Consider the following 26,114-nt stretch of genomic DNA (forward strand, 5'->3'; position numbering starts at 1 on the left):
TTACTCTAGTGTCCTATGGATGTTGATATTTAAGGAACTCCCACAAGAGGCATCTAAGTTTACCAAGTATATATACTTATATTTATAGAATAAGCTGCTAGGAAACAGCCGCTATGTTATTGATTGTTGATTTTTGAATTGTGCGTAGGTGAAGCCCGTCGTAGACATCACCAGTAGCTATGATGTCAAAGCTTACTCTAAACTGGAATAAGAGAATGTAGCGTTAAGTCACTCGGTTACCGAAAGACTGAAAAGTTCCTCTGGAGTTATAAGAATGATTAATTTAATTATTTTGGGGTTAATCGCAGGCTATGTATATGGCGCTTGGAAGTTCTGGAATGGGTTTGAGCGGACTAACTTCACCCCAAGTTTGCCCAATCGGATAGGTTTAGCTTTGTTGTGGCCGGCTTTATTTGTTACTAATAAATCTTATCGTCGCAACTTTCAAAAAGCTCTAAGAGGCAGGTAATCGTCATAGTTCATCGCTTGAATTATCATGGTTTAAGCAATTCGTAGTCAGGACTTTAGTCCTGGTTTTTTTCAGCAATAGGGCATGTTTTCAAAGAGCCTCTTAAGACTGCCAACAATGTTTAGATAAATAGTGACAATTTAGGGGTTTAGCATTGCGCTTTACCCCTAAAATCAATGTGGTTTAAATCTAATCAAACCCAAAAATCAATTCATAATCCATAATTTGTAATTAATCTCTCAGTTACAAATTATGGTTTACAAATTATCTATTTCTCTGTCCATTGGTGATGACATTGATAGCAGCACCCGCAGCTGCGCCATCAACCGCATCGCCTAAGGGATCTTTGGTGCCATGAAGAATGACACCTGTAACTGTGCTAGCTGCTGCACCGACTCCGACATCTTGACCTAGGTTACCTTCACGGCGATTTTTTGGCTGCCTTCTGGTACCATGTACGGCATTAACGGCAGCACCAGCCGCAGCACCTTTGATAGCATTATTGATCAGGGAACCACGTCCTCTAACAGTACCAGATACTACGCCAGCACCTGCGCCAATGCCGATATCTCGTAAAATATCAGCAGAAGCGGGTTTGGCAGGAATTAAGGTACCGCCAGCTAAACTTGCAGCCATCAAGCTGGGTAAAAATGTGCGTTTTAAGATTCGATTCATAGTTGTCCTTTGTCCAAAACAGCAAACGATGATCGAAAACCGCAGTTGTTCTCATTGTCTATGACTTTATTTTTATTGTAGACAACCGCGATGATTTTTTCTGTCAGGAATACCGATCCTCTCATTTACAACAATGCGATCGCATCTGCTAAAAGCAAGAATTTGTGATTTAGCAATAAATCAATTTATAGAGGTTTTAGTATAAATAATTACTAAATTTTTAGGGAGTTAAAAAATTGATATGCTCGCCATCTTGATTGCGTAAATCTTCGATGGTGCCTTGTATTTTTAATTTACCTTGCTCTAGGAAAATAATCCAATCGGCTCTTTGGATAACTCTGGGACGATGGCTGATCATGATTGTAGTTTTTGTGCGCCGTGAAGCCAGTAGTTGATCGAGGACTTCGGCTTCACTGATCGGATCGAGTCCGGCTGTGGATTCATCCATAATCAGTACAGGTGGATCGTTAATGATCGCTCTGGCGATCGCTAATCTTTGTCTTTGTCCCCCGGATAAATTAGCACCAAATTCACCCAAAATAGTTTGGTATTTATCTGGTAATTTACTGATAAATTCATCTGCACCGGCGATTTGACAAGCGTAGACAATTTCCTCAAAAGTGATGTTGGGGGAGCCAAGGCGAAAGTTTTCCACAATCGAGCGACTCCAAAAGTGGGGTTCTTGGGGTACAAGTACAACTTGCTGGCGCAGACAATCCAGCGCTAAATCTTGTAAGTTAAACGCCCCAATGCGGATATTCCCCGATTTGTAAGCATACAGCCCGGAGATTAGTTTGGCTATGGAACTTTTACCACATCCAGATTTACCAATAATAGCTGTGGTTTTTCCCCCAGGAATCATCAGTGAAAAATCATCAAGTAAATCAACTCTGCCAATGTGATGAAATACTAGTTCCGACAAGGTGATATCCGCGTCATCACGGATTTGGGCATATGCTTTGTTATCAGCTTCATCAATTTCTGCGGTTGTATCAATCACTTCCGATAACCGTTGAGTAGCAGTTCTCACGCGCATGAATTTATCAACGAAGTTAATCAAACCGCCAATGAAGCCGAGAAAATTACCACTCATGGTGTTAAAGGCGAGTAATTGCCCAATACTCAATTCTCGCCCAATTACCAAACTGCTACCAAACCACAGCAGGACAATACCCCCAACCCCAGAGATTAAAGTAGAAAATGTGCTATTTGTGATGCCGATTTGTGAAGTACCGTAAATTAACCTCGCCAGACGGCTGAAACGACTTTGGAGTTCTTCCCAAAATTGCTGTTGGGCGGTGGTGGTTTTGAGAGTTAATGCACCTTTGAAGGTTTCCACCAGCACTCCCTGATTTTCTGCATCTAACACCATGATGCTACGAATTTTCTGTTGTAGAACTGGCATGAAGATGAGGGTGGTAATGGTGCTGACTACAGCCAGCAAAAGTACAACTAGCACCAGCTTCCAGCTATAGAACAGCATTAAACTCAAGGAAATTACAGCAATCAAGGATTGACTGGGTAGGGTGATTACAGATTGTGCAACCAATTGATTAATTTGTTGAATATCTTGTAAGCGGCTAACGATTTCTCCACTGCGACGGGCTTCATAATAGCTCAAGGGTAAGCGGAGAATTTTGCGCCCAAACTCCATGACTAAACTTAATTCCAGACGTTGAGCAAATTGGGTAACGAGGTTAGCTTGCACTAAAATGAGGGCACTACTGACAATTGTCATCACAATAATTGCGATCGCTAACCCTTTGAGTAATTGGGTATCACCCCGAATCAGTACATCATCAGTCAGAATTTGAATCAAAAAAGGCGATGTCAGAGAAAGCACACCAAGAAATAAGTTGATCAGCAAAGACTCAAACAGAATTCCTCGGTAAGGCGCAACACGTTTGTAAAATCGACCAAACCCACTCACCTGATCTTCCGGCTGTTGGAAAAAGCGAATTGGATCGGGTTCTAGCAACAGCATAATGCCATCACTCCAAGCTGCAACTAGCTCCTGCTTGGGGATGTAGCGAATTCCTACCGCAGGATCAGCAATAACGTATTTTCCGCCGCGTTTACCATAAAGAACTACATAGTGATAACCTTTCCAGTGAATAATTGCAGGTAGGGTTAGCTCATTGAGTTTATCTACAATGGCGGGTGCAGCTCTCACAGAGCGGGTATTAAACCCTAACGCTTCAGCCCCGCGCTTCAACCCCAGTAGTGTTGTTCCGGATTTACCAGTACCGACAAATTCACGGATACGGTTAAGTGCAAATATTTTTTTATAATGTTTGGCAATTGTAGCAAGGCAAGCCGCCCCGCAATCTTCTTCACTATGCTGCTGTACAGATTGGTACTTCATCTGGGTGACTACTGCTAAGTTGCTTTAGTAGTAGTTTTCCCTGAAAATCATTGCCTACATTCATTGAGCGTTAAATACTTTAAAATTAAAACATAGAGATAAAGGGAAAAAGTATGATTAGTTTTAGCCCTTCAACAAATTCTAATAGTGATACTTCTAAGCTAACTTATAATGTATTGGTTGAACGTGAACCTGACGGTAGATTTAGTGCAGTGGTGCTAGGTTTATCAGAATGTAAGAGCTACGGCAAAACTGAAAATGAAGCTCTAGAAAACTTACAGCAGCTTTTGCAAAAACGTTTACAGAATTCAAGAATAGTGACTTTAGAAATAGATTCTCCCCAAACTAATAATCCTTGGCTCAAGGTAGCTGGAATGTACAAAGATAATCCACTGTTTGATGAGGTATTGGCTGATATAGAAGCAGAACGCCGGAAAATTGATGCTCAAATGGAGGAATATTATCAACAAATTGATGCAGAGGATGAGGTAAAGTGACAGTTGTTTGGGTGCTAGATACTGACCATTTATCACTTTTTCAGAGAGAACATCCCACGGTTACACAGCGTCTCAACCAAATTAATTTTGTAAATACAGCCATCACAGTTGTGACATTGGAAGAACAAATGAAAGGATGGCTGAATGTGATTAATAAGTATAACGATCAACCTTCCCAATCTGAAAAACTGATACTGGCTTACAAGGGATTAAGGGATGGTGTAGAATACCTCAATAAACTTAAATTACTTGACTTTGACCTGTCTGCTAACAAGTTTTATCAAGAATTAGTTCATCAGAGAATTCGTATAGGTACAAGAGATTTACGTATTGCTGCAATTACACTGTCCATAAACGGTATTTTGGTTACACGCAATACTAAAGATTTTGCAAAAGTTCCTAACTTACAAATAGAAGATTGGACAATATTGTGAACTAAGCTGCGACGCATCTAATTTGTATACCAGACGCGGGCAAGATGCCCGCACTACAATTATTTTACGTTTTCGGCTTATATAATTTAGCTGCACATCAGCTTACCTCTTGGGAATTTAGTTTTGGCGAACAATTGTGGTGCGATCGCCTCTGCTTATATAAAAAATAGTTGTAGTGGGTACTCTAAACACAGAGCCGAAAAATATACCTTGATATCCCACCCGAATGGTTAGCCCATCCAGCCCTGAGTTTTCCTCTTTCCCCCAAAAAGATCAGTCCAATTCTTTTCAGGCTTCACCCCCTCCTGATAAAAAGCCGCAATCCGCTAATCAGGAGTTTGTCATTCCTTTGGATAGCGATGAATTTATGCCCCCGATTAGTCGTTGGGCTACGCTAGGTGGGGCTTTTCTGCTGGGGGGAATCGCTATAGCTGTTGGGTTAGCAGCAGTGACTCCATCCCCCGTGACTGTGCGATCGCCTGCTTCAGTTCGCCCGAATGGTGAGGTAAAAATTATACAAGCAGCGGCGGAAGGCACAATCAAGAAACTAGAGGTAGCAGAAACTCAAAAAGTTAAACAAGGGCAAGCGATCGCACTGATTGATGATTCCCGGCTGCAAACCCGTAAAAGGCAGTTAGAAGACAGTATTCAACAAGGTTACAAACAAATTCAACAGTTAGATGCGCAAAGATTAAATCTTAACTCCCAGATAGCAGCGGAGGAAAATTTAATGACTCGCACCACTGCATCTGCACAATCAGAGCTAGTTCGCATTGAACGTGAGTACGGAGATAGAAAAGCGATCGCCCAACGGGAAGTAGAAGAAGCCCAAGCCAATGTAGCTGCTAGTAAAGCCGAGTTTACAGCCTTCGAGCGAGCTGGTAAAGAAGGGGCAATTGCAATGGTGCAAGTTGAAAGCAAGCGCCAAACCTACATTGCAGCCCAAGCAAGATTAGAACGGGCGAAAACCAGTCTTAACCCAACTTCTGCCACAATTGCGATCGCGCAACAACAAATCGCCCAAGCCCAAGCCAGAGGAAAATCAACTCTTGCTACTCTGCAAAGAGATAGGGAAGCCTTGCTACAACAAAAAGTCCAAATTCAGACGCAAATCGATAAAGAACGCAAGGAACTCAAGCAAACTAGCTCCGACTTGCAAGATATGGTAATTCGTGCCCAAGTCGATGGAACTATCTTGAAGCTGAACTTACGCAACTCCGGACAAGTAGTCCGCCCAGGTGATATCATCGCCCAAATTGCTCCAGAAAATACCCCCTTGCTAATTAAAGCGCGGGTATCTCCCCAAGATATTGGTACAGTTCGAGTTGGGCAACGGGTGAATATGCGCGTCTCGGCTTATACCTACACAGATTATGGCACTTTAGAAGGTAAAGTTACATCTGTAGCTGCCGATGCGATCGCGCCGCAAACTTCAACCAACCCGGAAACCGCTGCGCCATATTTTGAAATTACAATTCAACCCGAACAAACATATTTAATTAAAGGCGATCGCAAATACGAAATCCTTCCGGGGATGGAAGTGCAGGCAGATATTATTTCGCAATCAGAAACAGTTCTGACTTTTATTTTGCGTAAAGCCAGGTTATTAGTAGGAATTTAGTCGAGAGAAGACAGTCCCGATGAAACAAATTTGACAACCAAGCAGAAAAATATTTCTTCCCAGTCAACAGTCAACCGTCAACAGTCAACAGTCATAGAAGGCAGAGCAGCCTCTGCCTTTGATGATCAAATAGCCTGAATCCACTCTTTGACAAAATATTCAGTCCAAATGCCATTTTGCCAGTAGGGGTCATTTTCAATCAACTGGCGCACGCTAGCTTCATCCTCAGCTTCATAAATCCCAAAAACTTTTGTCACATCTTTGGTAGGGCCAATAGTAATCAGCACACCGGATTCTTTTTGTTTAGCTAATCCGTCTAAATGGGCTTGACGATAAGGGGTACGTTTTTCGAGAACATCTTCGCAGTAACTTCCCCACATGATGTATTTGGTCATATAGCTGTCCTAGTTGTCAATGGTCAATAGTCATTTGTCAATAGTCATTTGTCATTTGTCATCGGTCATTTGTAGGGGTGGGGTTTCCCCACCCTTGACGACGATTCATGACACACAATCACGGATTGAATCGGTATAAGCTTTAAATTTTAGTTTCAAAGCCGCAACTTCCAGGCTCAAAAGCTCAACCTCCAAGCAAAAAGCTGCAACTTCCAAGCAAAAAGCTGCAACCTCCAAGCAAAAAGCTACAACCTCCAGGCTCAAAAGCTCAACTTCCAAGCAAAAAGCTGCAACTTCCAGGCAAAAAGCTGCAACTTCCAGGCAAAAAGCTGCAACTTCCAGGCTCAAAAGCTCAACTTCCAAGCAAAAAGGCTGAAACTACATCCTCACTTCACCACAAATTTTGTCCTCCTTGTCCCAGTCCAAGAATTAACTTCTCAAACTCACACCGAATTTCTCTACCAAAGCTTCCCGGACTTTGTTGTGTACTGGTTCAACTTCGGCTTCGGTGAGGGTGCGATCGCTTGCACGATAAACTAGACGAAATGCCAAACTACGTTGTCCGGTGGGGACGTTTTCACCGCGATATTCATCAAATAATTCCACGGATTCGAGTAAGTCTTTACCCGCTTTGTTAATTGCTTTTTCGATTTCCCCAACGGTAACTTTTACGGGTGCAAAGAAGGCGATATCGCGATCGCTTGCTGGATAGGTGGAATAAGGATGAAATACTGGTACTAGGGTTTCATCTTGATCTAAAGCATCCAAAAGGGCATCAGCATCTAGTTGAAACAGGTACACAGAATCCGGTAGACCTTTTTCTCGCCGGATTTGGGGATGGAGTTGTCCAAAAATGCCGAGTCTGCTACCCCGAATCCACAGGGAAGCGGTGCGTCCCGGATGTAAGCGTTCATCACGGAGATCCGGTTGATATTCTACTGGTAAATCCAGTTGGCGAAAAACGCTATCTAAAATCCCTTTGGCTTCATACCAGGTAAGCGGCTGTTCCCGTCCGCTGCTTGTCCATTTACTGACAGTGCGATCGCCTCCCATAATGCCGGCGATCGCTTCGGTTTCTTGCAAACCATCTTCTTCTCGCGAGAAAATTCTGCCAATTTCAAAGCCGTTTAGCGAACCATTGCCTTGCTCTAAGTTATATTGAAAAGCATCAATCAACCCAGAGATTAAATCGGTTCGCAGGGCGGAATACTCGACAAACAAGGGATTTGACAGCACTATTTGTTTGTCTTCGCCCGGTTTGACTAAAGAGTATTGAATTAATTCTGTCAGTCCTTCGGCTCGGAAAAAAGCTCGCAATTTGCGGATTAATTCCTGATCTAAAGGTAAATAGCCTGCTTCTGCTTTTTGCGGTAAGGTATCACAAAATTTATCGTAGCCGTAGAGACGGGCGATTTCTTCAATCAGGTCAATTTCCCGTTCTAAGTCACGGTAACGGTAAGGCGGTACGGAAACTGTCCAGGAACGTTCTCCCGATGGGGTAAGTTGACAGCCTAAAGCAGTGAGAATTCGCTCTACGTCCTGTTCTTCCAGTTCGCCTGTGTCTTCGCCTAAATCGATTGGCCCTAGTACTTGATTAACTCTATCTAAACGCAGTGCTATGGAACGTGTCCAAGTCGAGGGATCGGGGCGAGTATCGGCAATTTCTTGCTGTACAATTACCCCGCTAGCCAATTCACTCAGCAGTGACAAAGCGCGACGAGTGGCTACTTCCAATTCAGCCCGGTTCACACCCCGTTCGTATCTCCCAGAGGATTCACTTCTTAAACCCACACTACGAGAAGAACGGCGAATAGCCACAGAATCAAATAAGGCTGCTTCTAAAACTAAGCTTTGCGTACCTTCATGAACTTCTGTTTCTTCTCCCCCCATGACTCCCGCGATCGCTACTGGTTTATCGTTAGCGGTAATCAATAAATTTTGGGTTGCGAGGTTACGAGTTTGTCCATCCAAGGTTTTCAGCGTTTCTCCACTATTAGTGAAGCGCACGCCGATAGTTAAATTGCCATTTCCCGCCACAGTTTTCAGGCGATCGCGGTCAAATGCGTGTAAAGGTTGTCCCCATTCCAACAATACATAGTTAGTAATATCCACCACATTATTGATGGGACGCACACCAGCAGCTTGCAGGCGTTGTTGTAACCAATTAGGAGAAGCAGCAATTTTTACTTGTTCTATAACCGTGCCAATATAAGCAGGACAAGCTTGAGTTTCCGATATACTTAACGCTAAATGTCCCTTACCTTGGCTAATCGCCACCTCACCAGGTTCGGGAATACTCAATTTCCCACCAGTTAAAGCCGCTACTTCCCTGGCGATACCTACCATACTCAAAGCATCAGCGCGGTTTGCTGTCGCTGTGACATCTAAAATTACATCATCTAGACCCAACAAAGGACGGACATCGCTACCTAATTTCAGATTTTCTTGGGGAAAAATATGAATTCCATCGACATCGGTAGTTAAACCCAGTTCCTTTAAAGAACAGATCATTCCCTGAGAAGGGACACCGCGTAATTTTGCCGGCTTAATTTTTAAATCGATCTTGGGTAAATAAGTACCTGTAGTAGCAACTGGCACATAAATATCTGCCCGGACATTTGCCGCACCACAAACAATATTTAAAGTCTCATCTGCACCAATATCTACTTGACAAACACTTAATTTATCAGCATTGGGGTGGGGTTGACGCTCAAGCACTCTCCCCACAACCACGCCATTGGCCCAAGTGCGGCGGTCTTCAATATCTTCTACTTCAAACCCAGCCATTGTCAGGGTTTCGGCTAATTCTTCTGGGCTAAGTTTGATTTCTACTAGTTCCCGCAGCCAGTTTAAAGAGATACGCATGGAGTGTGCTTGTTTTAGGAATCGTCTTTTGCTCTCATTTTAGGGTGCTTGCTAGCGAGCGATCGCAGCTCATCCAGCATCCACCCCTTCACTTGAACGATCCTACTACGTTGGTTTGAGCAATTTGCGGAAATAATCTTAGAGATGTTGAATCTATCAAAGCGATAGCGTTCTCCAGGGTGAAGAATGAAAGTTAATTACCAGCAACTCCCAAAATGGATTTTACACCCAGTTTTCATGGGTTTAGTCGTAACAAGTGCGATGGCTTGTATATCTGTAACCAAAAGTGCGATCGGCAAAGAAGTTGTTTCCTTAGATGCGCCAAAACCTATAGCACCAGATCAAGTAGGTTACCGCAGTTCCTTGGGTTTTGGGTTTGGCTACTCCCTCAACTCTTTTGTCATAGAAGAAAAGATATCTCATCCTAGAAATAAACTTAATTACCCATTAGGAACTGTTGATATCTGGACTAACCAGCACGCCCAACAAATTCTCTCCGGCGAGTATGCAGGCGGTACAGAATACCCAGCCAATGTACGTATATCCGTATATCGTAATATCCGTAAATTACCTTTACAGAAATGGGTTCAACAGAGTAACCAATTTGTTGCTACTCGTGAATTTAAACCTGCTAAGATTGCCGGACAAAATGGCATCAAATTTAAATCGAGTGGCTTATACGAAAACGAACACGTTATTTTTTCTCACCCCAAAGACTCACGTATTATTGTTATGACACTATCTAAAACTGGTTCTGGTAATGATGATGCTTCTTACCAGACAGTATATCAACAGATAGTAGATTCCTTCAGCTTGATAAATTAATTATCAAGGAATAATAAATTCATTGAGTAATTTGTCATTTGTCATTTTTCCTGAAGGTGATCGACAATAGTCAATATTCAATAACATTTCTTAATTATGAATTATGAATTATGAATTATTTGTCCCCTTGATCGTAAAAAAAGCAAACACTCTAGTAAAAGCAAAACTTACGCCACCAACTCAGCATCAATCAGCGTGAAAACAGACACCATATTCTACCGCCTATTCCAAAGCTTCCCCAGCATCTTCTTTGAACTCATCAACCAACCACCCGAAACCGCCAATACCTACCAATTTTCATCTGTTGAAGTCAAACAACTCGCTTTCCGTATTGATGGCGTGTTTCTCCCCAAAAGTAATGCATCATCCCCTATATACTTCGTAGAAGTTCAATTTCAACCTGATAAAAAATTTTACTCTCGCCTTTTTTCGGAAATATTTCTTTACCTAGATCAAACCAAACTTACCCACAATTGGCGTGGAGTTGTAGTTTATCCCAGCCGTAATATTGATGTGGGAGAAACAGAAAGATATATAGAATTACTCACATCTAAGCGAGTCACCCGCATATATTTAGATGAATTAGATTCCACAGCATCACAGTCAATTGGTATTGGGACTGTTAAATTAGTAATAGAGCCTTCAGAGAGTGCAGTCACAAAAGCCAGGGAGTTAATCAACCTCGCCAGACAACAAATATCCTCGGAAATTACCCAACGGGAATTTATCGAGTTGATAGAAACAATAATTGTCTATAAATTTCCCCAAAAAAGTCGAGAGGAGATTGAGCAAATGTTTGGATTTAGCGAGTTAAAGCAAACTAAAGTTTATCAAGAAGCCAAGCAGGAAGGTAAGCAAGAGGGTAAAGCAGAAGGAAAACTAGAAGGTAAATTAGAAGCAATTCCTTTGATGTTGAATTTAGGTGCAACTGTAGAACAAATAGCTGAGGCGTTAGGCTTAGATGTTGAGTTAGTTCGATTGGTAGCTGCAAAAACTAATGCTAACGATGAACAAAATAGCTAATCCAAGTTGAGAAGAGATTGAGCAAATGTTTAGATTTAGCGAGTTAAAACAAACTAAGGGACTTGCATGAAAATAAAGTACCAGTAAACCAAGTTTCGACACTTATGTGAGCTTGTCGAAGTGTCGAAACCCGTCTGCTTGGGGCGATCGCCCAAACGCAGCTTGAGCTTTAGGACTTAAGTTTGTATGCTAAAATCTTCTGGATTTATTCCCCAATTTACCCAGCAAATTGCCTCTCTTGCTGATGTTACATCTGGCGGAACTCGCAATACATGAATAAATCCTGTACTTGGGCAAGTCATTTTTAATAAAACTATTGGTTCAACATCAACATCGTTATCTATTTTTAATAGAATATATTCTTGCCAAGAATCTAATTCAATAGCTTGTAATTCGCGGGTAATTCTTTCATAACCAATTCCTTGAATTAAGACTCGACGCAATTCTGCGTTATTTTCTTCTAAAAGCCATTGTGCTTGCCATTGCTCTGGGTGCAATTTACCATATTTTTCTGGCAATCTTACCCCATGATAGGCGTAGACATTAAACCCTTCATAAGCAATAGCAGGAACACCTTCACCGTGCAAGTTGTTATCTGCATCAAAGCGAATTACTGAGGGTTTGGGAGTAGCTACCGCCATTTCTTCAAAAGACCACCACCAACCACAATGTTTGGCAGTTTCCCACAAACCATTCAGTTTTGAGCAGTCTATGCCAATTGCATCAAAGTATATACAACAGGCAAGCCATCTAGCTTCTCTGAGATGGAGAAATTGCCCGGCATTCTCATAAATCCTATAAATGCACAGTCTATATTCAACATCCATTTTTAAGATGTCCCATATATTCTCTGCAACAGGATTATAAAAATCGTCCCAGACATAATTCCAAATTTTTTCTCCGATAACTTCAATTACACTATTCTCCTCATCTTGCAAGATATGCTTCGTTCTATAATATCCCAATTGATCACGATGAGAAATGATCCAAGTTGCGGCTTCTAGAGGATTATCAAACCACAAAATTTGTTGAGGAGGCTTTAGCCCAGCACATTCATAGCTAAGCCAGATAGCTGCTTCTGCTTTTTGTTTATCGGTAGGTGAAGTATCTAAAGCAATTTTGAGCCACTCATCTCTAATGATTGGTATGAGGGCTTCTTGTTCAGGGGTAAGTTTTTCAATTCGAGCCTGTGTCATACAGCTTTAATTTTCAACTCTTACCCCAGGATGCCCATTTTGATGATTAAGCACCCTGTTGTTTACGAAAATAAACTGAGTAGTAAAACTATTGATGAAAATTAGATGCTACCCCTGTAATTATATTTAAGTACCGATGATGTCACCCAACAACAGATTCAACGGCACGTAATAACTCTTGCTTGGTAAAAGGTTTAGTCAAATACACATCTGCTCCTTGTCTCATCCCCCAAATCCTGTCAATTTCTTTATTCTTAGAACTACAAATAATAATTGGTACTTTCTCTGTGACAGGATTTCTTTTCAGTTGGCGACAGAATTCAAATCCACTCAATCCAGGCATGACTACATCAGTAATAATCACATCAGGTTGGTGATTGACTGCTTGTTCTAAACCATCTTTGGCATCGTAAGCTTTAAGTACGATGTAGCCACTATCTTTGAGAAAACTGTTAATTAATTCCAACTGAGAAGGAGTATCTTCAACCACCAAAACTGTAGCCATATTGCTTCTGATTGAGCATTCAAAGGAGTATGATTTTTAGGTAATCAAGCCAAATGCATAAAGACCAGCTTCAGTAATTCAGCACGGGTAAAAGGTTTAGTAAGATAACCAGAAGCTCCTACCAAATTTGCTTTTACCTTGTCTACAAGTCCTTTATTCCCTGTGACAAATATAATCGGAGTATTTTTGAACATTGAATTATTACGTATAATTCGGCACAACTCATAACCATCAATCCCTGCCATATTCAGATCCAGTAAAATTAAGTCTGGTTTGTGCCGAATAATTGACATCACAGCTTTTAATGGATCGTCAATAGTAACTACAGAAAAATTTTCAGCTTCTAAGAAATGACTAATTTCTTTGAGCATCGTCGGACTATCATCTACAGAAATGATTTTGTAGACTTTTTTAGCAGTCGCAGTAGCAGTAGTTACTCTTTGGGGAACAGAACTTATGTTATTTGTTGTTGTTAATTCCTGATAGTTGTCTTCAGAAGGAGAAGAAATATATGGTAATTCTTCACGAGGAGCTATATCATCGAAAGGAATGTCTGGGTAGGATTTAGCATCTATAGTACCTGATTCTGCTACTGTATCAACTAATTCTTTTTCAACTGCTTCTGTAATGTATTCAACAGAGGTTGATAATTCGCCGAATGTCTTTGGTAATTTATCAAATGGTGGATCTGGTTCATGCAAGATAATGCCGCCATTAACGATGTAATGGTATAAGTTCTGCACCAATTGGATTTCATCCTGGTTCATAATGACCGCCAAATGACGCAGGCTAAAACCTTTCATCCAGTTAGTTAAGTTTGGTTGCAAATCTAAAAAAATTGGATTCTGGATGGATTGGTTGATAAACAGGTAAGGACGCTGATAAGGCGAAGAAATGTAGGGAGCGAAAGCTTGCCAGCGCTGTATTCTGGCTTGGCAACGTTCTATCATTTTTTCAACGTCCAGCCTGCAAATTTTTGGCAGATTATCAGGTAAATCGCTGATTTCAAAGTTACCTACTTTGATTAACAGCCAGGATTCAATCACCTCTTTAACCAATTCTTGAATCAGTACTGCTGCTTGAGAGGAGTGCAAATGTCCTTGGTTTACAAGCCAAGTAATAGCTTGGTACTCAGGAGCTTGACTGGAAGAATTACTCTGCTGTTCTATCCCTTGACTGGGGGAGTCAAGTTCAAACATCAGACGTAACTGCACACGAGTTTGACTGTTCAGCAGAGGAATTTGATGACTGAGACGACGTAAATGGCGTTCTAGTCGATCAAATGGTTCAATTGAGTGGGTGGCATAGGTAATTTTGCCTTGTTCGAGGTAAATAGTCCAAGAAACAGAATTGCTAAATGCTTGCAAACAGGCGCTGTCAGAACTTTTAGACAACTGACTTAACAAATTCTGGGAACGGAGGTTGGTAAATGTGCCACAAAGATTCATATGCTCGAGTTTTCCGGAGAATCAACGTAAATCTAGGTAAATTTAAAATGACGCTAATGAGGGATTTGTTTATTCTTAATTTTTCTCTAAAAAAAAATTATTTTTCGGATACATGTGTATATCTCAAAATGCATAAACACCACAGTATAGCTTGTCTGTAAATTTTTGTACGGCATACTGAAGCTTGTTATTGAGCAAGCGTTGTTGATTTGTAGTTGACATATTTACCTAAGGAGAATTCTGATGACTATACTGTTAAGTCAGAGATATTTATTCTTTTTATATAAATTTAGGGGTTTCTACACAAAAGCTTTAAACTTTTCTGTAGGCAGAGGTATGTGTTTATTGTATTCTGGGTTTACAGTAAGCTATTACCATTAGTAGCGACTTGTATGAAGTTAATGTAAACCTTAGCTAGTTTCCTTTTTACTCAACTAAGTCTTGCTGAAGATTTTCATGAAGATGTAAAAAATCGACTAGAAATAATCTTATTAACAAAGGTTAAGCAATCTACCAAAAATCCCGTAAATGTAGTTTTTGCAACCGGAGAAACTATATACTTTTAGTAAAAGGAAAAAAGAGATTGGATTTTAACATAACACAAAAAGTTATGCATGATACCTTAAGGCTTGATGAAGTCGTTGAATTTGCGGAGAACCCAGAACCACGTTGTCCTTGCGTATTATTACTAGATACCTCTGGTTCCATGCAAGGAGATGCAATAGAGGCTTTAAATCAGGGGTTACTGAGTTTAAAGGATGAATTGGTCAAAAATTCCTTAGCAGCCAGACGGGTAGAAGTAGCAATTGTCACATTTGATAGTAATGTCAATGTAGTACAAGACTTTGTGACTGCCGATCAGTTTAACCCACCAATTTTGACAGCACAAGGATTGACCACAATGGGTTCGGGCATTAATAGGGCATTGGACATGATTCAAGAGAGAAAATCTCAGTATCGTGCTAATGGTATTGCTTACTACCGTCCTTGGGTATTCATGATAACTGATGGAGAGCCACAAGGCGAGCTAGACCAAGTCGTAGAACAAGCGACTAAACGTTTACAAGGAGATGAAGCACAAAAAAGAGTAGCATTTTTTACAGTTGGCGTAGAAAATGCGAATATGACGCGCTTAAATCAAATAACTGTGCGGACACCGCTGAAACTGAAGGGACTAAATTTTATCGAAATGTTTGTTTGGTTGTCGGCGAGTATGTCAGCGGTTTCTCACTCACAGATAGATGAACAGGTAGCACTACCACCAATTGGCTGGGGTACTGTTTAATAAAAGTTACAACTGGATACTAACACAGCTAGTTGTGGCAAGAAAATTTATGAATATGTCAAAACAGATACTTCAATGGCAAGTAGTAGCTGCATCTGTATGTGGTACAAGCCATATAAAAAACAAACAGCTGTGTCAGGATGCTCACCACTGGCAATTATTATCCGATAATGTATTGGTGGCAGCGGCAGCAGATGGAGCAGGTTCTGCCATCCAAGGGAAAGTCGGGGCAATGATTGCGGTGGAAACAGCGATAGAAAACATCTCGATTAAAGAAGTGACTCGTGACACCCTAGCCGATGATGGGAGTGTGCGATCGCTGTTGACAGACGCGATGCTAGCCGCAAAAAAAGCAGTGGAAGATGAAGCCGCTGCGATGAATAAACAACTTCAGGATTTAGCAACTACCTTAATTATTATGGTCGCCACACCAGAAATGGTGGCGGTGGCTCAAATTGGTGATGGCTTAGCAGTCGCCAAGGATAGCATGGGTAATCTATTGGCATTAACCATGCCTGATAATGGTGAATATATTAACGAAACGACTTTTTTAACTTCGCCAGGAGCTTTAGAAACAGCGCAAATGAGATTATGGCGTGAAGCCATAGTCAACGTCGGTGTCCTCACCGATGGACTACAAATGCTGGCTTTAAATATGGTTGTTGGTGAACCGCACAAACCATTCTTCTTTCCTTTATTCGACTTTGTGGCGAATACCCAGGACAAGACATTAGCTAAAGAACAATTAGTCAAGTTTTTAGGTTCTGAGCGGATTACACAACGTACCGATGATGACTTAACACTCATCATAGCTGCACTCAGCAAACCATAAGCCACGATTCCGCCAGATTAAGCATTTTTTCCGTAACCGCCGTTAACCGTGACTTTATCATGCAGGTACTACGTTGTCTTCCGAAACAAGAAATTCTCAACCTAAACGTCAGTTTAGGGCGTGGTGGTGAAGCTTGTATCTATGCAGTTCCATCTCATAGTAATTTAGTAGCCAAGGTTTATCACAAACCCACAACCGCCCACGCTTATAAACTGCAAGCAATGCTGGCTAATCCGCCAGAAAACCCGACAGCGAGTTTAGGACATATTTCTATTGCTTGGCCGTTAGATATATTACGAGCAGTAGATGGCAGCGATCGCATTATCGGCTTTTTAATGCCGCGCATTCGGGGGATGCGTCCAATTATTGACTTTTATAACCCGAGAACTCGCCGCCAACATTGTCCTTTATTTAACTATCAATACCTGCTACGCACGGCGCGAAATCTGGCGGCGGCGTTTGCTGCTTTGCATAACAGTGGCTATTGTATCGGTGATGTCAATGAATCGAATATTCTGGTGAGCGACACCGCACTGGTAACCTTAGTAGACACAGACTCCTTCCAAGTAACCGATCCAGATAGCCATGCTGTGTATCGTTGTCCTGTAGGAAAACCAGAGTTTACGCCACCAGAACTCCAGAATAAGATTTTTTCCCACTACGATCGCGAAGTTACTCATGACTTATTTGGGTTAGGAGTACTGATATTCCAATTGTTAATGGAAGGTACTCACCCATTTTCGGGGATTTATCAAGGTGCTGGTGAGCCGCCAGCCTACGAATCACGCATTGCGTCCGGTCATTTTACTTACAGTAAAAAGCGGCAAGTACCCTACCAGCCAACTCCCATTGCACCAGCTTGGGAAATCCTCCATCCCGCCTTACAAGACCTATTGTGGCGTTGTTTTGAGGATGGGCATCAAGATCCCCATCTGCGTCCTAGCGCCCAAACCTGGCTATCGGCGATCGCCGAAGCCGAAGACAGCTTGGTTACCTGTAGTGTCAATCCTCAGCATAACTACAACAGCCATCTCCATGACTGTCCTTGGTGCGAACGTACCTTACGCCTAGGCGGACGCGATCCATTTCCATCACATAAAGCGATCGCCGCCAAAGAACATCTCAAACCCCGGATTCCCGCGAAAAAACGCTATAACCAGCCTAGCCACAGACCAAATCAGCCAGCAACTCCATTGTCAACTTATTGGCAATCAGGAGTTCCCCAAAAAACCCCTCTTTATCAAAAGCTCAAGCAGCGGAAGTATTACCCTGTGGCCTTATGCTTGATGGGTTTTGGCTTGTTAGGGTATTTAGATGTGATGGTGAAATTTACTAGTGTTTCCCAAAATGCCCTAACTCAGCAAAGTGTCATGTCTCGCCAGACAAAAAACAACAACAACAAAAATCTCGACTTTGGTGACTATTATAAACAAGGTCATGCGGCTTACAAAGTGCGAGACTATGCGCGAGCCATTGAAAATTTTAACCAAGCCCTAGAACAAGACCCCAATCACGCCAAAGCGCATATTAACCGGGCTAATGCTCGCTACAATATGAAAGACTACGAAGGAGCGCTTGCAGACTACAGCGCCGCTTTGAAAATCAATCCCCAAGAAATTAAAGCTTTTGTCAATCGGGGTAATGTTCGCTATATGCTAGCTGAATATAGCAACGATCCCGATCGGGAGTATACCCTAGCGATCGCCGATTTTAACAATGCACTCCGCCTGAATAGTCAAGAAATTGAAGCTTACATCAGACGCGGTGTTGTCCGCTCCCAAATTGCTAAATATAGCGGCGACTCGCAAAAGGATTATCAGCTAGCACTCGATGATTTTACAAAAGCGATTAATCTCAATCCCTCGAAAGCAGAAGCTTACTACCAAAGGGGTGTAGTGCATTCGCAAATCGCCCAATATAGCAGTAATTATGTTCACGAGTACAACAAGGCGATCGCTGACTTAGACCAAGCATTACGCATCAATTCTAAATTGCCAAAAGCCTACCTCAAACGAGGTATGATTCAATACGAACTTTCCCAATACGGTGGTCGAAACTCAGAGACAAATCGTGTCAAAGCCATAGATGATTTGCAGACCTCAGCCAAATTATCTCTTGAGCAAGAAGATATGGATAGTTACCAACAAACACTCAGTAGTCTCTGTATTGTTGTCGAAAACAAATGTGATACTTTATTCCAAAGTACAACGATGTTAGATTCTGGGACAACAAGGTAGTACTGTTGACTGTTGACTGTTGACTGTTGACAAATGACCACTTACATGAAAATTGAGTAAATTCAATTACTAGTTAATTACTAGTAACTTGTTAGTGATTATTGCCAAAAAATAACCCAGATAAGCGTTAGCTAAAGCTAACGCTATTTGTTTTTGGGGTGAAATTTATATTTCATCTAGACTTTTGTTTTTCTATTTTATCAAGCTTCATCAATCTTTCACATATCAAATATTTTTATTTACATATTCTTTACAAATCAGCGCCAAAATATCGTTAGATTGTTTACGGAGAAAAATATATGGAAAAAGAATTTTTCTCAAACCAGGTGCGATCGCTTCATCTTCAGCAGAATTCAGAATCCGAGCAGTTAGGTATCCAGACCTCGACTAATTGTCAAAACAGCCTTTCCCAAAGGTAGACTACCAAACTTCTCATTTGATGGGTGTCTTCAACCTAGTGATTTATCAGTTAAGTACTAAATTCTCTAAAGACAAACCGCCCTACCCTGCGAGTTCTGCTTTGCAGTCTGGGTGACACTCCTTCTTCGTCGCTACCGCTACGAAGATTGCTAACGTCAGTCTCCCCAAGCCTTACGGGAAGACACTTTGCGGCTACGTGACGGAAGCCGCCGGGAGATGGAGTCAGCAAATACGCCAAGGAACAAAGGGGTAATCATGAAGTGCTGTTGAGACAGAATAGGGGACTTACAAAAAATAAATTACCCATATTCCGTAGTGCGAGCATCTTGCTCGCTTTTGAACACCAGCTTCCTTTACGCTCGCACTACAAATTTATTGGGTATTTAAAAAATTGGATGTCCCTAGGGATGATTTCTGACTCCTGACACCTGAATTCTAGTTTGATTGATAGCCAGAAAGTGAATTGAAGAAGACGAATCAATATTAACCAACCTGCAAATCTTTGAGGTAATTGCATGAAAGCAGTGATTTTGGCTGGAGGTCTTGGTACACGCCTCAGTGAAGAAACTAGTATTAGACCTAAGCCAATGGTAGAAATTGGTGGCAAGCCAATTTTATGGCACATTATGAAGAGTTACTCTGCTCACGGCATTAATGACTTTATTATCTGTTGCGGTTATAAAGGTTACATCATCAAAGAGTATTTTGCTAACTACTTTCTGCATATGTCAGATGTGACATTTGATATGCGATTTAACCAGATGAATGTGCATTCTGGCTATGCTGAACCTTGGCGTGTAACCCTAGTTAATACGGGTGATAATACCATGACGGGCGGACGCTTAAAACGTGTCAGAGAGCATCTTGGTAATGATACTTTTTGTTTCACCTATGGTGATGGTGTGAGTGATGTAAATATTACAGAACTAATTAAGTTGCATAAACAACAAAATACCTTAGCCACACTTACAGCTGTACAACCTGCGGGTCGTTTTGGGGCGATTTCTTTAGGACAAGAACAAACTAAAATTACTAGTTTTCGCGAAAAACCCGAAGGTGATGGTGCATGGATTAATGGCGGTTATTTTGTGTTAGAACCAGAAGTGATCAACTTTATTGCTGATGATGCTACAGTGTGGGAGAAAGAGCCATTAGAAAAGCTAGCTGATATGGAACAGTTATCAGCTTACAAACATAATGGATTTTGGCAGCCAATGGATACATTACGGGATAAAAATTATCTAGAAGACTTATGGAAAAGTGGACAAGCTCCTTGGAAAGTATGGTAATACATTAATAGTCAACCAAAGCAACTTTTACAGGCGCAATAATACTAATGTACGATTTTGCAATTATCGGTGGGGGAATAGTTGGGCTTTCTACAGGGATGGCTTTAGGTAAACGCTATCCAAATGCCCGGATTCTAGTATTAGAAAAAGAAAGCAACTGGGCATTTCATCAAACAGGCAATAATAGTGGCGTAATTCATTCAGGAATTTATTACAAGCCAGGAAGTTTTAAAGCGAAATTCTGCCGTGATGGTGCTAACTCAATGGTAGAATTCTGCCAGGAACATGGTATTGCCCATGAAATTTGTGGCAAGGTAATTGTCGCCACTTCAGCAGCAGAATTACCCCGCCTGGAAAGTCTCTACAAACGTGGCTTAGAAAATGGGATCAAAGTCCAACGAATTAGTCCCGAAGAAGTCAGAGAAATTGAACCCCATGTTAGTTGTGTAGGCGGAATCAGAGTATTCTCTACAGGGATTGTTAACTACAAGCAAGTTAGCCAGAAATATGCTGAGTTAATTGCCAAACAGGGTGGAGATTTACGCCTCAACACCAAAGTCGAGAACATTCGCCCTAGTGGTAAAAATCAAGTACTAGAAACAAACAACGGTAGCTTTGAAACTCGCTTCGCGATCAATTGTGCTGGATTACATAGCGATCGCATTGCTAAACTAGGAAAAGTTGAACCACAAGCGAAAATTGTGCCTTTCCGGGGCGAATACTACGAACTCACCCCAGAAAAACGCTATCTCGTCAAAACGCTCATCTATCCAGTTCCTAACCCCGATTTTCCCTTCCTTGGTGTCCACTTTACCCGCATGATTGATAGTAGCGTTCATGCCGGGCCAAATGCAGTGCTGAGCCTCAAACGCGAAGGTTATCACAAAACTGACTTTGACTTGCGGGATTTTGCTGAAGTCATGGCTTACCCAGGTTTTTGGAAATTAGCAGCCAAACACGCTGATGAAGGAATCAAGGAAATTATTCGTTCTTTTAGCAAAGCCGCCTTCGTTAGCAGTTTGCAAAAACTCATTCCCGAAGTCCAAGCCGAAGATTTAGTTCCCACCCATGCGGGAGTCCGCGCCCAAGCTTTGAAGAATGATGGCTCCCTTGTGGATGACTTTTTGATTGTTCAAGGGGATAAATCTATTCATGTTTGCAATGCGCCTTCCCCAGCCGCCACTTCTTCCTTAGAAATTGGCAAAGCAATTGTGGCGCAAATACCCGAACAATCACATCTAGCCTTATCTGTAAATTAATGTCAGTTGGCAGAAATGATTTAGCTCAGTAAGAATGGTATTGAAATTGCTGTAATTTTCCAGCAATAAGTACTAGCAATATTTTTTAATTCACCTGTGTTGCTGATAGCATCCCAAATTTTTATTTCCAACATCAGCAAACCAATTCTCAAGGTGAAAATTATGGCAGTTATATCAGAGATTCAGCCCATTTTTGTTGTGTGTGCTGCTGATAATAACTATGCAATGCCTCTTACTGTCACAGTGCGATCGGCACTTGCTAACATTAAAAGTCATCGCCAGATTTGCTTATTTATTCTTGATGGAGGAATTAGTCAAGCCAACAAGCATAAAATTATTCAATCCCTGGCTACAGAAAAAGTTGATATTACATGGATCAAAATAGATAATACGCTGTTTGAAAATCTGGTTTTGACCAGGCATTTAACAGTTAGTTCTTATTATCGATTGATGATTACGCAAGTTATCAGCCAAGATTTAGATAAAGTAATTTATCTAGATACTGATATGGTAGTAGTCGGAGATCTAGAAGAACTATGGAATATTGACATAGGGGACAACTACGCATTAGCAGTCCAAGATGATGTTGAATTATATATTTCCATGTCAGATGGCTTGAGAAACTATCAGGAACTAGGAATTTGTCCAGATGAAAAATACTTTAATTCCGGACTTTTGGTAATTAATTTAGAAAAATGGCGCAACGAAAACATCGGAAACAAAGTTATTGAATATATCAGGCAAAATCGAGAATTCGTCAGAAACGACCAGGATGGGCTAAACGCAGTTCTTGCAGGGAAATGGCGAGAACTTCATCCGCGATGGAATCAAATGCCGAAAATTTATGATTATTCATCCTGGAAAGAAAGTCCTTTTCCTGAAGATATATATAATCAAGTACTGCATCAGCCCTACATTATTCACTTTACAAATTCTCCTAAACCTTGGTATGCAGGATTACGAGTGGAATGTAAACATCCTCAAAAAGATTTATTCTTTGACTATCTGGATATGACCGCTTGGTCAGGATGGCGAGATACTTTTTGGAGACGCTTGGGTCGAAAACTCCTGAAAATGACCTTCATCAAGACCTCGAAATTGTAAACAGCATCTGAGGCAAAAAGGTTCTGTTATTTGGATTAACAAAAGACAAATGACAGTCTTCACCAGAAAATGTACAACTAAGAAGCACATTAGCTTATTTAACTCTTCAATCTCATAGAAATACAAAGGCTTAGACCACAATGAAAATATTAGTAACTGGAACAGAAGGTTATCTCGGTTCGTTATTACCTACCTTGTTAATCGAACGAGGACATGAAGTTATTGGCGTAGATACTGGCTTCTATAAAGTTGGTTGGTTGTATAACGGTACTGATGTCACAGCCAAAACCCTCAACAAAGATATCCGCAATATCATCCTCAAAGATTTGCAAGGTGTGGAAGCTGTAGTTCACATGGCGGAACTCTCCAACGATCCCACAGGACAATTAGCACCCAATATTACCTATGAAATCAATCACCAAGGTTCAGTTCGCCTAGCTAAATTAGCTAAAGAAGCGGGTGTACGTCGCTTTATCTATATGTCTTCTTGCAGCGTCTATGGTGTAGCTACCGAGGGAGATGTGACAGAAGAATCGCCTGTGAATCCGCAAACAGCCTACGCAGAATGTAAAACCTTGGTAGAACGAGATGTCATGCCCTTAGCTGATGATGATTTCTCTCCTACCTTTATGCGCAATGCCACAGCCTTTGGTGCTTCTCCGAGAATGCGATTTGATATTGTTTTAAACAACTTAGCTGGTTTGGCATGGACTAGCAAAGAAATTAAAATGACCAGTGATGGTACACCTTGGCGGCCATTAGTTCACGCACTAGATATATGCAAGGCCATTGTCTGCGCCATTGAAGCACCCCGTGATATTGTACACAAGCAAATTTTTAACGTTGGCGATACTACAAATAACTATCGAGTTAAAGAAATTGCGGAGATCATTGCAGATATTTTTACAGGTTGTCAGTTATCTTTTGGTGATAACGGTGCAGACAACCGCAGCTATCGGGTATCTTTTGAGAAAATTAACACCATGTTACCCGGATTCAAATGTGATTGGAACGCCCAGCTTGGCGCGCAACAGCTATTTAATTTGTTCAGTCAAATTGATATGACTGAAGATACTTTCTTGTTTAGAGGATTTACGCGGTTAAAGCAGCTAGAATATCTCATCCGCACAGAGCAAATTGATAAGGACTTTTTTTGGGCTAAAAGATAGTTAGCATTTCTACTGGTCAAGAAAAATGTTAAACTCAAAAACCTGTATTACAGGTTTTTGGGTATTTTTAGCTGTGAATTATTTTACAGTATTAGCTCTAGCAAATTTTCTCTGGAAATAGATAAAACCCTCCGGATTAATCTTTTTATTGGAGAATTATCACTTACAACAATTTATTTTTTCTATTAATTCCATAAATTGCCACCAATGAAATGAATAAATTGCTCACTATTGCTATTCCTACATATAATCGGGCTGAATTGCTGGACAAACAGCTAGCCTGGTTGTCTCAAGCTATTACAGGTTTTGAATCTGAATGTGAAATTTTTGTTTCTGATAATTGTTCCACAGACACAACTCAAGATGTAATTAAGAAATGGCAAGTAATACTTAGTAACATTACATTTAAATCTCATCGTAATTCAGAAAATTTAGGTGTAATGAGAAATATCATTTATTGCCTAAATTCTGCTACAACCAAGTATGTTTGGACAATTGGTGATGATGATCCAATTCAAAACAGAGCGGTTGCTTATGTGATAAATAAGCTAAAGCAACAGGAAGATTTATCGTTAATATTTCTCAACTTCTCTGGTCGTAATAAAATTACTGGTGAGCCAGTTCACCCACCAACAATAGTTGGGAACCGCTGGTTTGATGCTGATAGCGAAGATGGTTGTGGTGATGGTAAAGCCATATTTGAACATTGTTTTTCTAAAAGTGTTGGTGCGGTCATCTTTCTGACGGCGACAATTTACCACACTGGACTAGTCAAGCAGGCTCTCCAACTTTGGCCAGATGCAGCAAATAATTGGATATCTCTAGCATATTTAGCTGGGTATTGTGCTGCTAACGGCGGTGTAATTGTTACTAAAGAGACTTTTTTAGAATGCATTGTTGGTGTGAGTTATTGGCAGAAAGAGCCAAGGTCTGCACTCTTAATGCAATACAAACATATACCCGAAGTTATTTTGAAACTAGAGGAGAGTGGATATTCTAAACACTTTTGCAAACGAATGCTGTTGCACAACGGTAAAGAAGTTAGCTTAAGAGTTTTTTTAGGTGCTTTAAGACGATGGCCGATGTCAGCGATTAAAACAGTAATTCCATTTTTAGCCTTAATTGGAATATCTGTTTTTGATGTGATGTATTTTAAAGAAGCTGGAATTGCTGAAGCCGCTGAAGTCTCTACTCAACAATTACAAAAAAAAAGAGAACTAAGTCATTAGAGATTTAAAAGAGATTGACTTTATGTTGAAAAGTATCAAAGGCAAAATATCTGCAATGTATTCTGATTTAGGTTGTGCGATCGCACGCTGGAAGCATAAGAAAAATTTACCTGTTCTAGAAGAACGCGATCGCCAAATTTTAAAAACTCTCAAACGCGAGGGTGTTTATGCAACCACACTGGCAGAGTTAGGACTAAGTTCTAGCTTAAATATGCTCAAATCTGCTTATGAGCAATTGTCTAAGATAGAACCAGATAAAAATGACCCTCTCTACGAAATGTGGCCGCAAATTCATACAGTTACAGAGATCCCAGAAATTTACGCCTGGGCAACAGAAAAAAGACTGCTGAATCTCATCGAAAATTATATTGGTCTTCCTGTAACTTTTCATGGTGTACACTTGCGCCAAGATTTTCCTAGCGACCATCAATTTGGTACTTTGCTATGGCATAGTGATGCTGAAGACCGCCGGATTATCAAAATATTTGTTTCCTTAAAAGATGTAGAAGAAAAATCCGGGCCTTTTCAGTATATACCCCGCTCTTTAACTTCTTTATTTAAATGGCAATATTATTGGCTGTACTACAAACTTTGGCAGTCTAGATATATGGGAATTGATGATGAAATAGTCAAACAAGTTATCCCTAAATCAGCTTGGAAATCATGCACAGGCCCAGTAGGTACGGTAGTTTTTGCAGATACGAAAAATACTTTACATCATGGAACTGTACGCCAAGAAGAAAGAGTAACTTTATTTTTCTGTTACACTGCTAATCCCCCAGAAAGACCTGAACTTTGTACCCAATATTGGGATGATACCTTCCCCAGACTAACTTTAAATTCCACATCAGAAACTGCTCAAGCATTAGGGAATAGGGGCTAGAAGGGGGACAAGGAGAGAAGTCTGAGCGGGAGGCTTCCTCCGTAGACGCGGAGCGGCTTGCCGCAGGCATCAGAACTTCTCCCAAGGGG

24 protein-coding genes are annotated in these 26,114 nt (G+C 41.0%); 16 read left to right on the plus strand and 8 right to left on the minus strand.

The window, feature by feature from the left end:
* Nucleotides 1-274: 274 nt before the first annotated feature.
* Nucleotides 275-469 carry a hypothetical protein gene (locus tag AACU32_RS16250; protein ID WP_096601146.1) on the plus strand — a complete coding sequence of 65 codons (195 nt, stop codon included), beginning with the start codon at nucleotides 275-277 and terminating at the stop codon, nucleotides 467-469.
* Nucleotides 470-733: 264 nt separating this feature from the next.
* Here AACU32_RS16250 and AACU32_RS16255 read toward each other — a convergent pair whose 3' ends face one another.
* Nucleotides 734-1,144 carry a hypothetical protein gene (locus AACU32_RS16255; protein WP_096601148.1) on the minus strand — a complete coding sequence of 137 codons (411 nt, stop codon included), beginning with the start codon at nucleotides 1,142-1,144 and terminating at the stop codon, nucleotides 734-736.
* 220 nt (nucleotides 1,145-1,364) lie between these two features.
* Nucleotides 1,365-3,509 carry a peptidase domain-containing ABC transporter gene (locus AACU32_RS16260; RefSeq protein ID WP_096601150.1) on the minus strand — a complete coding sequence of 715 codons (2,145 nt, stop codon included), beginning with the start codon at nucleotides 3,507-3,509 and terminating at the stop codon, nucleotides 1,365-1,367.
* Nucleotides 3,510-3,622: 113 nt separating this feature from the next.
* On the opposite strand from AACU32_RS16260, the gene AACU32_RS16265 reads away from it, so the two are divergent.
* The 4 genes from AACU32_RS16265 (at nucleotide 3,623) to AACU32_RS16280 (ending at nucleotide 6,061) form a co-directional block, all read left to right on the plus strand.
* Nucleotides 3,623-4,006, plus strand: a complete 384-nt coding sequence (locus AACU32_RS16265; protein ID WP_096601152.1) for a type II toxin-antitoxin system HicB family antitoxin — start codon at nucleotides 3,623-3,625, stop codon at nucleotides 4,004-4,006.
* Nucleotides 4,003-4,440 carry a type II toxin-antitoxin system VapC family toxin gene (locus AACU32_RS16270; RefSeq protein ID WP_096601154.1) on the plus strand — a complete coding sequence of 146 codons (438 nt, stop codon included), beginning with the start codon at nucleotides 4,003-4,005 and terminating at the stop codon, nucleotides 4,438-4,440. Before AACU32_RS16265 ends, AACU32_RS16270 begins: the two co-directional genes overlap by 4 nt.
* Before the next feature lie 44 nt (nucleotides 4,441-4,484).
* Nucleotides 4,485-4,610 (plus strand): hypothetical protein, encoded by a 126-nt coding sequence (locus AACU32_RS16275; RefSeq protein WP_339377965.1) that lies wholly within the window; start codon nucleotides 4,485-4,487, stop codon nucleotides 4,608-4,610.
* Between the two features lie 197 nt (nucleotides 4,611-4,807).
* Complete coding sequence (locus AACU32_RS16280; protein WP_339377966.1) at nucleotides 4,808-6,061, plus strand: HlyD family efflux transporter periplasmic adaptor subunit; 1,254 nt, start codon at nucleotides 4,808-4,810, stop codon at nucleotides 6,059-6,061.
* Between the two features lie 125 nt (nucleotides 6,062-6,186).
* Here the strand turns inward: AACU32_RS16280 and AACU32_RS16285 are convergent, their stop codons facing one another.
* The 3 genes from AACU32_RS16285 to pheT all read right to left on the minus strand — a co-directional run bounded on the left by AACU32_RS16285 (nucleotide 6,187) and on the right by pheT (nucleotide 9,321).
* The gene (locus AACU32_RS16285; protein ID WP_096601158.1) at nucleotides 6,187-6,456 is read right to left on the minus strand and encodes a YciI family protein; all 270 of its coding nucleotides are present in this window, start codon (nucleotides 6,454-6,456) and stop codon (nucleotides 6,187-6,189) included.
* A gap of 105 nt (nucleotides 6,457-6,561) precedes the next feature.
* Complete coding sequence (locus AACU32_RS16290) at nucleotides 6,562-6,804, minus strand: hypothetical protein (RefSeq protein ID WP_339377968.1); 243 nt, start codon at nucleotides 6,802-6,804, stop codon at nucleotides 6,562-6,564.
* Nucleotides 6,805-6,885: 81 nt separating this feature from the next.
* Complete coding sequence (pheT, locus tag AACU32_RS16295; RefSeq protein WP_096601162.1) at nucleotides 6,886-9,321, minus strand: phenylalanine--tRNA ligase subunit beta; 2,436 nt, start codon at nucleotides 9,319-9,321, stop codon at nucleotides 6,886-6,888.
* Nucleotides 9,322-9,507: 186 nt separating this feature from the next.
* Between pheT and AACU32_RS16300 the strand changes: the two genes are divergently transcribed.
* Both AACU32_RS16300 and AACU32_RS16305 read left to right on the plus strand, forming a co-directional pair.
* Nucleotides 9,508-10,146: a hypothetical protein gene (locus AACU32_RS16300; protein WP_096601164.1), complete on the plus strand. Its 639-nt coding sequence runs from the start codon at nucleotides 9,508-9,510 to the stop codon at nucleotides 10,144-10,146.
* Between the two features lie 195 nt (nucleotides 10,147-10,341).
* Entirely contained in the window at nucleotides 10,342-11,169 is an 828-nt protein-coding gene (locus AACU32_RS16305) for an Rpn family recombination-promoting nuclease/putative transposase (RefSeq protein WP_096601166.1), read from the plus strand.
* Nucleotides 11,170-11,345: 176 nt separating this feature from the next.
* Here AACU32_RS16305 and AACU32_RS16310 read toward each other — a convergent pair whose 3' ends face one another.
* The 3 genes from AACU32_RS16310 to AACU32_RS16320 form a co-directional block, all read right to left on the minus strand.
* Nucleotides 11,346-12,365 carry a DUF6745 domain-containing protein gene (locus AACU32_RS16310; protein WP_096601168.1) on the minus strand — a complete coding sequence of 340 codons (1,020 nt, stop codon included), beginning with the start codon at nucleotides 12,363-12,365 and terminating at the stop codon, nucleotides 11,346-11,348.
* A gap of 142 nt (nucleotides 12,366-12,507) precedes the next feature.
* Nucleotides 12,508-12,870 carry a response regulator transcription factor gene (locus tag AACU32_RS16315; RefSeq protein WP_096601170.1) on the minus strand — a complete coding sequence of 121 codons (363 nt, stop codon included), beginning with the start codon at nucleotides 12,868-12,870 and terminating at the stop codon, nucleotides 12,508-12,510.
* A 44-nt stretch (nucleotides 12,871-12,914) separates the two neighbouring features.
* Nucleotides 12,915-14,318, minus strand: a complete 1,404-nt coding sequence (locus AACU32_RS16320) for a response regulator (RefSeq protein WP_096601172.1) — start codon at nucleotides 14,316-14,318, stop codon at nucleotides 12,915-12,917.
* Between the two features lie 610 nt (nucleotides 14,319-14,928).
* Between AACU32_RS16320 and AACU32_RS16325 the strand changes: the two genes are divergently transcribed.
* The 9 genes from AACU32_RS16325 (at nucleotide 14,929) to AACU32_RS16365 (ending at nucleotide 26,025) form a co-directional block, all read left to right on the plus strand.
* Nucleotides 14,929-15,603, plus strand: coding sequence for a vWA domain-containing protein (locus AACU32_RS16325; RefSeq protein WP_096601174.1), 675 nt, complete (start codon nucleotides 14,929-14,931; stop codon nucleotides 15,601-15,603).
* Between the two features lie 49 nt (nucleotides 15,604-15,652).
* Entirely contained in the window at nucleotides 15,653-16,435 is a 783-nt protein-coding gene (locus AACU32_RS16330; protein ID WP_096601176.1) for a PP2C family serine/threonine-protein phosphatase, read from the plus strand.
* Between the two features lie 59 nt (nucleotides 16,436-16,494).
* On the plus strand, nucleotides 16,495-18,672 hold the full coding sequence (locus AACU32_RS16335; RefSeq protein ID WP_096601178.1) for a tetratricopeptide repeat protein: 2,178 nt from the start codon (nucleotides 16,495-16,497) through the stop codon (nucleotides 18,670-18,672).
* 935 nt (nucleotides 18,673-19,607) lie between these two features.
* Nucleotides 19,608-20,381 (plus strand): glucose-1-phosphate cytidylyltransferase, encoded by a 774-nt coding sequence (gene rfbF / locus AACU32_RS16340; protein WP_096601180.1) that lies wholly within the window; start codon nucleotides 19,608-19,610, stop codon nucleotides 20,379-20,381.
* A gap of 47 nt (nucleotides 20,382-20,428) precedes the next feature.
* Nucleotides 20,429-21,640, plus strand: coding sequence for an L-2-hydroxyglutarate oxidase (gene lhgO, locus AACU32_RS16345; protein WP_096601182.1), 1,212 nt, complete (start codon nucleotides 20,429-20,431; stop codon nucleotides 21,638-21,640).
* Between the two features lie 162 nt (nucleotides 21,641-21,802).
* On the plus strand, nucleotides 21,803-22,744 hold the full coding sequence (locus AACU32_RS16350; RefSeq protein ID WP_096601184.1) for a glycosyltransferase family 8 protein: 942 nt from the start codon (nucleotides 21,803-21,805) through the stop codon (nucleotides 22,742-22,744).
* 140 nt (nucleotides 22,745-22,884) lie between these two features.
* Nucleotides 22,885-23,913 (plus strand): NAD-dependent epimerase/dehydratase family protein, encoded by a 1,029-nt coding sequence (locus tag AACU32_RS16355; RefSeq protein ID WP_096601186.1) that lies wholly within the window; start codon nucleotides 22,885-22,887, stop codon nucleotides 23,911-23,913.
* A gap of 212 nt (nucleotides 23,914-24,125) precedes the next feature.
* Entirely contained in the window at nucleotides 24,126-25,142 is a 1,017-nt protein-coding gene (locus AACU32_RS16360; protein ID WP_096601188.1) for a glycosyltransferase family 2 protein, read from the plus strand.
* A 22-nt stretch (nucleotides 25,143-25,164) separates the two neighbouring features.
* On the plus strand, nucleotides 25,165-26,025 hold the full coding sequence (locus AACU32_RS16365; protein ID WP_096601190.1) for a phytanoyl-CoA dioxygenase: 861 nt from the start codon (nucleotides 25,165-25,167) through the stop codon (nucleotides 26,023-26,025).
* Nucleotides 26,026-26,114 lie beyond the last annotated feature (89 nt).

It is taken from the genome of Calothrix sp. NIES-2100 (genome assembly GCF_963875285.1).
In the GTDB taxonomy this organism is placed as follows: domain Bacteria; phylum Cyanobacteriota; class Cyanobacteriia; order Cyanobacteriales; family Nostocaceae; genus Aulosira.

Bases quoted from the DNA above. Each gene is read 5' to 3' on its own strand.
- AACU32_RS16250 (WP_096601146.1), top strand. From the start codon at position 275: ATGATTAATTTAATTATTTTGGGGTTAATCGCAGGCTATGTATATGGC.
- AACU32_RS16255 (WP_096601148.1), bottom strand. From the start codon at position 1,144: ATGAATCGAATCTTAAAACGCACATTTTTACCCAGCTTGATGGCTGCA.
- AACU32_RS16260 (WP_096601150.1), bottom strand. From the start codon at position 3,509: ATGAAGTACCAATCTGTACAGCAGCATAGTGAAGAAGATTGCGGGGCG.
- AACU32_RS16265 (WP_096601152.1), top strand. From the start codon at position 3,623: ATGATTAGTTTTAGCCCTTCAACAAATTCTAATAGTGATACTTCTAAG.
- AACU32_RS16275 (WP_339377965.1), top strand. From the start codon at position 4,485: ATGCCCGCACTACAATTATTTTACGTTTTCGGCTTATATAATTTAGCT.
- AACU32_RS16280 (WP_339377966.1), top strand. From the start codon at position 4,808: ATGCCCCCGATTAGTCGTTGGGCTACGCTAGGTGGGGCTTTTCTGCTG.
- AACU32_RS16285 (WP_096601158.1), bottom strand. From the start codon at position 6,456: ATGACCAAATACATCATGTGGGGAAGTTACTGCGAAGATGTTCTCGAA.
- pheT (WP_096601162.1), bottom strand. From the start codon at position 9,321: ATGCGTATCTCTTTAAACTGGCTGCGGGAACTAGTAGAAATCAAACTT.
- AACU32_RS16300 (WP_096601164.1), top strand. From the start codon at position 9,508: ATGAAAGTTAATTACCAGCAACTCCCAAAATGGATTTTACACCCAGTT.
- AACU32_RS16310 (WP_096601168.1), bottom strand. From the start codon at position 12,365: ATGACACAGGCTCGAATTGAAAAACTTACCCCTGAACAAGAAGCCCTC.
- AACU32_RS16315 (WP_096601170.1), bottom strand. From the start codon at position 12,870: ATGGCTACAGTTTTGGTGGTTGAAGATACTCCTTCTCAGTTGGAATTA.
- AACU32_RS16320 (WP_096601172.1), bottom strand. From the start codon at position 14,318: ATGAATCTTTGTGGCACATTTACCAACCTCCGTTCCCAGAATTTGTTA.
- AACU32_RS16325 (WP_096601174.1), top strand. From the start codon at position 14,929: ATGCATGATACCTTAAGGCTTGATGAAGTCGTTGAATTTGCGGAGAAC.
- AACU32_RS16330 (WP_096601176.1), top strand. From the start codon at position 15,653: ATGAATATGTCAAAACAGATACTTCAATGGCAAGTAGTAGCTGCATCT.
- AACU32_RS16335 (WP_096601178.1), top strand. From the start codon at position 16,495: ATGCAGGTACTACGTTGTCTTCCGAAACAAGAAATTCTCAACCTAAAC.
- rfbF (WP_096601180.1), top strand. From the start codon at position 19,608: ATGAAAGCAGTGATTTTGGCTGGAGGTCTTGGTACACGCCTCAGTGAA.
- lhgO (WP_096601182.1), top strand. From the start codon at position 20,429: ATGTACGATTTTGCAATTATCGGTGGGGGAATAGTTGGGCTTTCTACA.
- AACU32_RS16350 (WP_096601184.1), top strand. From the start codon at position 21,803: ATGGCAGTTATATCAGAGATTCAGCCCATTTTTGTTGTGTGTGCTGCT.
- AACU32_RS16355 (WP_096601186.1), top strand. From the start codon at position 22,885: ATGAAAATATTAGTAACTGGAACAGAAGGTTATCTCGGTTCGTTATTA.
- AACU32_RS16360 (WP_096601188.1), top strand. From the start codon at position 24,126: ATGAATAAATTGCTCACTATTGCTATTCCTACATATAATCGGGCTGAA.
- AACU32_RS16365 (WP_096601190.1), top strand. From the start codon at position 25,165: ATGTTGAAAAGTATCAAAGGCAAAATATCTGCAATGTATTCTGATTTA.